The 2,354-nt window shown below is 68.6% G+C and carries 4 protein-coding genes; 3 read left to right on the forward strand and 1 reads right to left on the reverse strand.

The genetic code is table 11. The features are described from left to right. Positions 1-18: 18 nt before the first annotated feature. Positions 19-1,065: a cyclase family protein gene (locus STRTUCAR8_RS04775; protein WP_006374310.1), complete on the reverse strand. Its 1,047-nt coding sequence runs from the start codon at positions 1,063-1,065 to the stop codon at positions 19-21. Between the two features lie 159 nt (positions 1,066-1,224). On the opposite strand from STRTUCAR8_RS04775, the gene STRTUCAR8_RS04780 reads away from it, so the two are divergent. From STRTUCAR8_RS04780 to STRTUCAR8_RS53690, 3 genes are all read left to right on the forward strand, one after another. Continuing rightward, the gene (locus tag STRTUCAR8_RS04780; protein WP_234372566.1) at positions 1,225-1,626 is read left to right on the forward strand and encodes a nuclear transport factor 2 family protein; all 402 of its coding nucleotides are present in this window, start codon (positions 1,225-1,227) and stop codon (positions 1,624-1,626) included. A 46-nt stretch (positions 1,627-1,672) separates the two neighbouring features. Then, positions 1,673-2,080 carry a nuclear transport factor 2 family protein gene (locus STRTUCAR8_RS04785; protein ID WP_006374309.1) on the forward strand — a complete coding sequence of 136 codons (408 nt, stop codon included), beginning with the start codon at positions 1,673-1,675 and terminating at the stop codon, positions 2,078-2,080. 78 nt (positions 2,081-2,158) lie between these two features. Then, positions 2,159-2,354: hypothetical protein (locus STRTUCAR8_RS53690; RefSeq protein WP_044471639.1), on the forward strand; the 196-nt coding region annotated here is incomplete at its 3' end.

The following is a 2,354-nucleotide window of genomic DNA, read 5'->3' on the forward strand; positions in this document are numbered from 1 at the left end:
TCCCTCGGGGAGTCCGGGTCAGACGGTGGCCACCGGTGTGAGGGGGCTGCCCTGTGTTCCCGGGAGGTTGAGCGGGGGTGCGGTGAGGAGGAAGCGGCTGCGGTTGTGCTCCCGCAGCCAGGCAGCGAGTTCCTTGAGGTACCACAGCTCGCCGAGCGGAACGCCCAGCTTGAACAGGCACAGGTGATGGATCGGCAGCAGTGAGTGCCGGCCCGTCTCGTTGCCGACGCCCACCCCCTCGACCGCGTAGTTGTCGGCGACCAGGCCCGCGAGCTGCGACTCGGTGATCCACTGGAGGATCTCCGGGTCGTGGGCGTCGAGATAGGCGGCGGTCTGGTGGATGGCGACGGGGTCGGGGTTCTTGTTCCAGGCGAGGATCTGGGTGGCGAAGCCGGTGTGCAGCAACACGATGTCGCCGGGCTCCACGGTGACGTTGTCGGCGTCCATGATCTCGCGCAGCTGCCGGTAGTTGACGGCCTGGTAGCCGGTGCCGAGATGGTGGGCGATGTCGATGAGGACACCCCGGCCCTGCACCCCGTGCTCCGCCATGTGCTCCAGACCGAGGTGGCGGGCGAAGCCGAGGCTTCCGCTGCCGTCGCCCTTGGCGTCCTCCTTCGGTCCGACGAGGTCGGTGTCGGCGCGGTAGCCGTTGTAGTAGACGGCCTCGTCGACCCCGTCGGCGTCGGCGTCGAACTCGGCGCCCTGGTGGGCGAGAGCGTCCCACTGGGTGGAGTACTGCAGCCACAGGGTGACCACGTCGTCCGACCACACGTCGACGAGGTCGGGGGAGAAGTGTTCGCTGGCCCGGATGTTGTAGAACACGTCCTGCTTGTGCTGGAGGTCCTCGGTGGGCCGCAGGATCGGCGGGTAGCGGCGCTGGTTCATGGCCGAACCGCCCGGATAGTCGAGCGGCAGACTGAGGCTGAAGGCGATGCCGTGCTCGACCTCGCGCACGCCCTGGAGGACCTTCTCCTTGGTGAGCAGGTTGATCCGGCCCAGCTCGTCGTCCTCGCCCCAGTCGCCCCAGGTGGAGCCCGGCGGACGCTGCTTCCAACGCTTTGTCATGACTAACGCCTCCTCGCGCGACGGTCATCGTCGACGGTCGTCGGCATGCTATTTAGATTATACCGATCGGTCAACAACCGGAACTGTTTCGTCGCAGCCCTTTATATTGCCTTGTGTTCAGCAATAGACTCAGTGGTCGAAACATCGACTGTTGGGGAGATGATGAGCGAATCCACACAGGCGTGGGTGGCTGCCGCCGTGCGTTCCGTGATCGGCACGCACACCCAGGCGCAGGACGCCGGCCGCACAGACGAGATCGTCGCGCTGTACACACCCGACGGGGTCCTCGAACTCCCGGGCACGGACCCCCTGCAGGGCCACGACGCCCTCCGCGCGGCCTTCAAGGGATGGGCGCCGGAGAAGCCGCAGCTGCACCTGGTCACCAACACGGTCGTCGCCTCCGCCGCCGCCGACGAGGCGACGGCCACGAGTGACGTGGCCTTCCTCCAGCGCGGCGAGTCGGGCTGGGCGGTCCAGGTCGTCGGCCACTACGAGGACGAGCTGACCCGGGTCGACGGGACCTGGCTGCTCCGGCGCAGGAAGACGACGTACCAGGTCTGAGCATGTGTCCCCCTTTTCGGCTTCACCTTCCTGACCTTGGAGAGAGATGAGCACCACTTCCGCAGACGCCGAGGCGTCGGTCGCCGCCGGCGTGCACACCGCCATCGCCGCCTACGCGCAGGCGCTGGACACCGGCCGCAACGCCGACCTCGCCGAGCTGTTCGTGCCCGACGGTGTCGCCGAGATCGCCGGTATCGCCACCTTCGAGGGCCGGGACGCGATCCGCGAGGGCTTCGCGGCCTTCGCGCCGAGCCAGCCCCAGCTGCACCTGGTGGCCAACACGGTGGTCACCTCGTACACCGAGGAGGAGGCCACGGCGGTCAGCGACCTGGCGTTCTTCCAGCGCGGTGAGGCGGGCTGGGCGGTGCAGCTCGTCGGCCGCTACGACGACACGCTGCGCCACCACGACGGCGCGTGGAAGTTCCAGCGGAGGGTCACGACCTTCGTGCCGTAGCGGCGCGCCGGGGCGTCGACTCGCCCACGTGTCACGGAAAGGGTCGGCTGGGAATACCTGGGAGAGTCGGGGGTCGGGGTGTGGGCGCCCGGCCGCAAGACCGGGCTGGTCAAACCGTATCCCTACCTCATCGCCGGGCCCGGGGTCATCGACCTGACCGGACAGCCGGACTTCTCGCTGCGCCTCGGGCAGGTGGCATGGGGAACACACCCCGGTCCGGCGATCGGTGTGCGGCCCCTCGACCGGGCGGGACAGCCCGTCGCACGGGTCGCGT

The sequence above is a fragment of the Streptomyces turgidiscabies Car8 genome (assembly GCF_000331005.1).
Classification (GTDB): domain Bacteria; phylum Actinomycetota; class Actinomycetes; order Streptomycetales; family Streptomycetaceae; genus Streptomyces; species Streptomyces turgidiscabies.

Coding starts and splice junctions, on each gene's coding strand:
- STRTUCAR8_RS04775 (WP_006374310.1), bottom strand. CDS start 1,065: ATGACAAAGCGTTGGAAGCAGCGTCCGCCGGGCTCCACCTGGGGCGAC.
- STRTUCAR8_RS04780 (WP_234372566.1), top strand. CDS start 1,225: ATGATGAGCGAATCCACACAGGCGTGGGTGGCTGCCGCCGTGCGTTCC.
- STRTUCAR8_RS04785 (WP_006374309.1), top strand. CDS start 1,673: ATGAGCACCACTTCCGCAGACGCCGAGGCGTCGGTCGCCGCCGGCGTG.